Source organism: Sphingomonas bacterium, from assembly GCF_903644055.1.
GTDB lineage: Bacteria > Pseudomonadota > Alphaproteobacteria > Sphingomonadales > Sphingomonadaceae > Sphingomonas_I.
This window is the reverse complement of the sequence record NZ_CAHJXD010000041.1, coordinates 1-3,795: the sequence shown is the minus strand read 5'-3', so window position 1 is coordinate 3,795 and position 3,795 is coordinate 1. Positions and strand designations below refer to the sequence as shown.

At 64.7% G+C, this 3,795-nt stretch carries 8 protein-coding genes; 7 read left to right on the top strand and 1 reads right to left on the bottom strand.

The window, feature by feature from the left end; all coding sequences use genetic code 11:
• A partial coding sequence (locus HUU94_RS01810; RefSeq protein ID WP_174273419.1) for a helix-turn-helix domain-containing protein occupies positions 1–156 on the bottom strand: 156 nt, incomplete at its 3' end.
• Between the two features lie 99 nt (positions 157–255).
• On the opposite strand from HUU94_RS01810, the gene HUU94_RS01805 reads away from it, so the two are divergent.
• The 7 genes from HUU94_RS01805 to HUU94_RS01775 all read left to right on the top strand — a co-directional run.
• Positions 256–1,788, top strand: coding sequence for an acyl-CoA carboxylase subunit beta (locus tag HUU94_RS01805; RefSeq protein ID WP_174273418.1), 1,533 nt, complete (start codon positions 256–258; stop codon positions 1,786–1,788).
• A 60-nt stretch (positions 1,789–1,848) separates the two neighbouring features.
• Positions 1,849–2,139 (top strand): hypothetical protein, encoded by a 291-nt coding sequence (locus HUU94_RS01800; RefSeq protein WP_174273413.1) that lies wholly within the window; start codon positions 1,849–1,851, stop codon positions 2,137–2,139.
• Positions 2,136–2,348, top strand: coding sequence for a hypothetical protein (locus HUU94_RS01795; protein ID WP_174273417.1), 213 nt, complete (start codon positions 2,136–2,138; stop codon positions 2,346–2,348). Before HUU94_RS01800 ends, HUU94_RS01795 begins: the two co-directional genes overlap by 4 nt.
• Positions 2,345–2,767: a methylmalonyl-CoA epimerase gene (mce, locus tag HUU94_RS01790; RefSeq protein WP_174273416.1), complete on the top strand. Its 423-nt coding sequence runs from the start codon at positions 2,345–2,347 to the stop codon at positions 2,765–2,767. Before HUU94_RS01795 ends, mce begins: the two co-directional genes overlap by 4 nt.
• The gene (locus HUU94_RS01785) at positions 2,767–3,030 is read left to right on the top strand and encodes a hypothetical protein (RefSeq protein WP_174273415.1); all 264 of its coding nucleotides are present in this window, start codon (positions 2,767–2,769) and stop codon (positions 3,028–3,030) included. Before mce ends, HUU94_RS01785 begins: the two co-directional genes overlap by 1 nt.
• Entirely contained in the window at positions 3,027–3,296 is a 270-nt protein-coding gene (locus HUU94_RS01780; RefSeq protein WP_302480173.1) for a type II toxin-antitoxin system RelE/ParE family toxin, read from the top strand. The genes HUU94_RS01785 and HUU94_RS01780 overlap by 4 nt, the downstream gene beginning before the upstream one ends.
• Positions 3,293–3,795, top strand: a 503-nt coding sequence (locus tag HUU94_RS01775) for a methylmalonyl-CoA mutase family protein (protein ID WP_254601861.1), incomplete at its 3' end; no start/stop codon positions are given. The genes HUU94_RS01780 and HUU94_RS01775, both read left to right, overlap by 4 nt.

Sequence of the window (3,795 nt, the reverse complement as noted above, 5' to 3'; positions counted from 1 at the left end):
CACCGCCGCCGTCACCGGCCGATCGTCGCTCTCCAATTGCGAAAGATAGCTGATCGACAGCCCCAGCCGCCGCGCCATCGTCGCCTGCCCCAGCGCCAGCCGGGACCGCAGCGCGCGCAGCTCCGCGCCCGCGAACCGCCGCAGCCTGACCGCCATTTGCAAACTCCCGCTTCGCAACTTCGCAATTTCACATTTGCGTAACGGCGGCAAGGCTGGAAAGGGCGGGATGGAAGATCCGGTGCCCGAAGGACGAAGATGCTCGCGACGTTGCAGAAGCTGGAAGACAAGCGCCACCAGGCCTCGATGGGCGGCGGCCAGGCCCGGATCGACAGCCAGCACAAGAAGGGCCGGCTGACCGCGCGCGAGCGCGTCGCGGTGCTGCTCGATCCCGGCAGCTTCGAAGAATATGACATGTACGTCGAGCATAATTGCGTCGATTTCGGCATGCAGGATCAGGTGATCCCCGGCGACGGCGTCGTCACCGGATCGGGCACGATCAACGGCCGGCTGGTGTTCGTGTTCAGCCAGGATTTCACCGTCTTCGGCGGATCGCTCTCCGAACGCCACGCGCAGAAGATCTGCAAGATCATGGATATGGCGATGAAGGTCGGCGCGCCGGTGATCGGCCTCAACGACAGCGGCGGCGCGCGCATCCAGGAAGGCGTCGCCAGCCTCGGCGGCTATGCCGAGGTGTTCCAGCGCAACGTGCTGGCGAGCGGCGTCGTGCCGCAGATCAGCGTCATCATGGGGCCGTGCGCGGGGGGTGCGGTCTATTCGCCGGCGATGACCGACTTCATCTTCATGGTGAAGGATTCGTCCTTCATGTTCGTGACCGGGCCGGACGTGGTGAAGACCGTGACCAACGAGGTGGTGACGCAGGAAGAGCTCGGCGGCGCGATCACGCATTCGACGAGGAGCTCGGTCGCCGATCTCGCGCTGGAGAACGACATTGAGGCGCTGGTCGCGGTGCGCGATTTCGTCGATTTCCTGCCGCTCTCCAACCGCCACGACGTGCCCGAGCGCCCGACCGACGACCCGTGGGACCGGATCGACGACAGCCTCGATACGCTGATCCCGGACAGCGCCAACAAGCCCTACGACATGAAGGAGCTGCTCCGGAAGGTGCTCGACGAGGGCGATTTCTTCGAGGTGCAGCCGACGCACGCGGGCAACATCCTCACCGGCTTCGGGCGGATCGACGGGCGCACCGTCGGCATCGTTGCCAACCAGCCGATGGTGCTGGCGGGTGTGCTCGACATCAACAGTTCGAAGAAGGCGGCGCGCTTCGTCCGCTTCTGCGACGCCTTCGACATTCCGATCCTCACCTTCGTCGACGTGCCGGGCTTCCTCCCCGGCGTCGCGCAGGAGCATAACGGCATCATCAAGCATGGCGCGAAGCTGCTGTTCGCTTATGCCGAGGCGACCGTGCCCAAGATCACCGTCATCACCCGCAAGGCCTATGGCGGCGCCTATGACGTGATGTCGTCCAAGCATCTGCGCGGCGACTTGAACTATGCCTGGCCGACCGCCGAGATTGCGGTGATGGGCGCCAAGGGTGCGGTCGAGATCATCTTCCGCAAGGACATCGGCGACAAGGATGCGATCGCCGCGCGCACCAGGGAATATGAAGAGCGCTTCGCCAACCCCTTCGTCGCGGCGAGCAAGGGCTTCATCGACGAGGTGATCATGCCGCATTCGACGCGGCGGCGGATCGCGCTGGGGCTGAAGAAGCTGAAGAACAAGCAGCTCGAGAACCCGTGGAAGAAGCATGACAATATTCCGCTCTAGGAGCCGTTCGTTGCATCGCCGCAAGCTGCACATTATAAGGTGATGTGAAGGAGCAACGCCATGCAGACCGAACGTGTCACCTTTCTTACCTCGCCCGATCACAAGGCCGCGCTGGACGCCTTCGCGGCGACCAGCGGCAAGTCCGTCGGCCATGTCCTGCGCGAGGCATCGAGCCAGTATATCGCTCGGGAACCCGCCGCTCCGGACGAATATGAGGAGGCGCTGGAGCTAGTCCTTCCCGAACTCGAAATGCGTCTGGCGAGATGGAATAGCCAGCTCGATTCGATGCATGCTTCGATCGACCGCGCCCGCGCCGCGATCGATGCGGCCTTGCAGGGCGATCCGGCGTGAGCGCTACCGAAAAGGCGTTCGGACTAGTTCGCACGATCTTCGCCTATCAGGAACGGATGGACGGGCTCGACGACAAGTTCGCGGCGCTGAGCGGCGATGTCGTGCGCCTCACCGAAAGCCATGTCGCGCTCCGCGATCGGGTAAGCCGTATCGAAGGGCTGATCGAAGGCGCCGCGATGGCCGCCCGGCAGCCGAGGATCGAGGGATGAAGCTCGGCCGGCTCAACCATGTCGGCGTCGCCACGCCCTCGATCGAGGCGTCGATCGCTTATTATCGCGATGTGATGGGTGCACAGGTGATCGGCGCGCCGTTCGACATGCCCTCGCAGGGCGTGAAGGTGTGCTTCGTCGATGCGCCGAACTTCCAGGTCGAGCTGATCGAACCGCTGGGCGCGGATTCGCCGATTCATGGCTTCCTCGCCAAGAACCCGGCGGGCGGGCAGCATCATATGTGCTACGAGGTGCCGGATATCGCGCAGGCCAAGGCGTGGTTCGAGGGGCTTGGGTGCCGCGTGCTCGGCGAACCGCGCATCGGCGCGCACGGCACGCCGATCTTCTTCGTCCACCCCAAGGACATGAACGGCGTGCTGACCGAGATCATGGAAACGCCGAAGGAGGGCGCGCATTGATGGACGACCGGGTTCGCATCAGCATCGAGGTAGATCGCGCTGATCATGAGGCGCTGAACGCCATAGCAAGCGATCGCGCGCAATCGATCGACGATCTCGCGGCGGAGGCCTTGCGCGCCCGGATCGATCTGGAGACCGATTTTGACCAAGCAATGCAGGATGCGCTTTCGGACATCGAGGCCGGGCGCGTGATCAGCCACGAGGAGTATCTCACACGCGCGGCGGAGCGCCGCCGTCGCTGGCTTGCCGCGCGATCCGCGTGAAGCTCGATTGGACGCGAGGCGCGGAGGCAGACATGGACCGCATCTGGCATTTCCTGGCGGGCCGCAGCGTCGATTTGGCGGACAGGATCGAAGCCGCCATTCGGATCGGCGTGACGCGTCTCCCGGCTTTTCCTCTGATCGGCCGACTGCGTGCCGATGCCGGGCGTGAACTTGTGCTTCCGGACATCCAGTATCGGATCGGCTACTTTGTGCAGGACGGTCGCATCCTGATCGCCAGCGTCCGCAGTACGAAAGAGGGTGCATGACCATCGAAACCAATCTGGGCGAGGATACCGGCGCAGCGCCACCCGCGCGCGACCTGCCCGAGCCATCGGCCGCGCCGACGCTCGCCAAATGGTCCGCCGCCGCCGCCAAGGAGGTCAAGGGCAAGGACCTGACGTGGGCGACGCCCGAGGGGATCGACGTCAAGCCGCTCTACACCGAGGCGGATGTGGAGGGCTGGGACCCCGGCCTGCCCGGCTTCGCGCCGTTCACGCGCGGGGTGCGCGCCTCGATGTATGCCGGGCGGCCGTGGACGATCCGCCAATATGCGGGCTTCTCCACCGCCGAAGCCTCCAACGCTTTCTATCACCGCAACCTCAAGGCGGGGCAGAAGGGCCTGTCGGTCGCGTTCGATCTCGCCACGCATCGCGGCTACGACAGCGATCATCCCCGCGTGACCGGCGACGTCGGCAAGGCGGGCGTGGCGATCGATACGATCGACGACATGAAGATCCTGTTCGACGGCATCCCGCTCGACAAGAT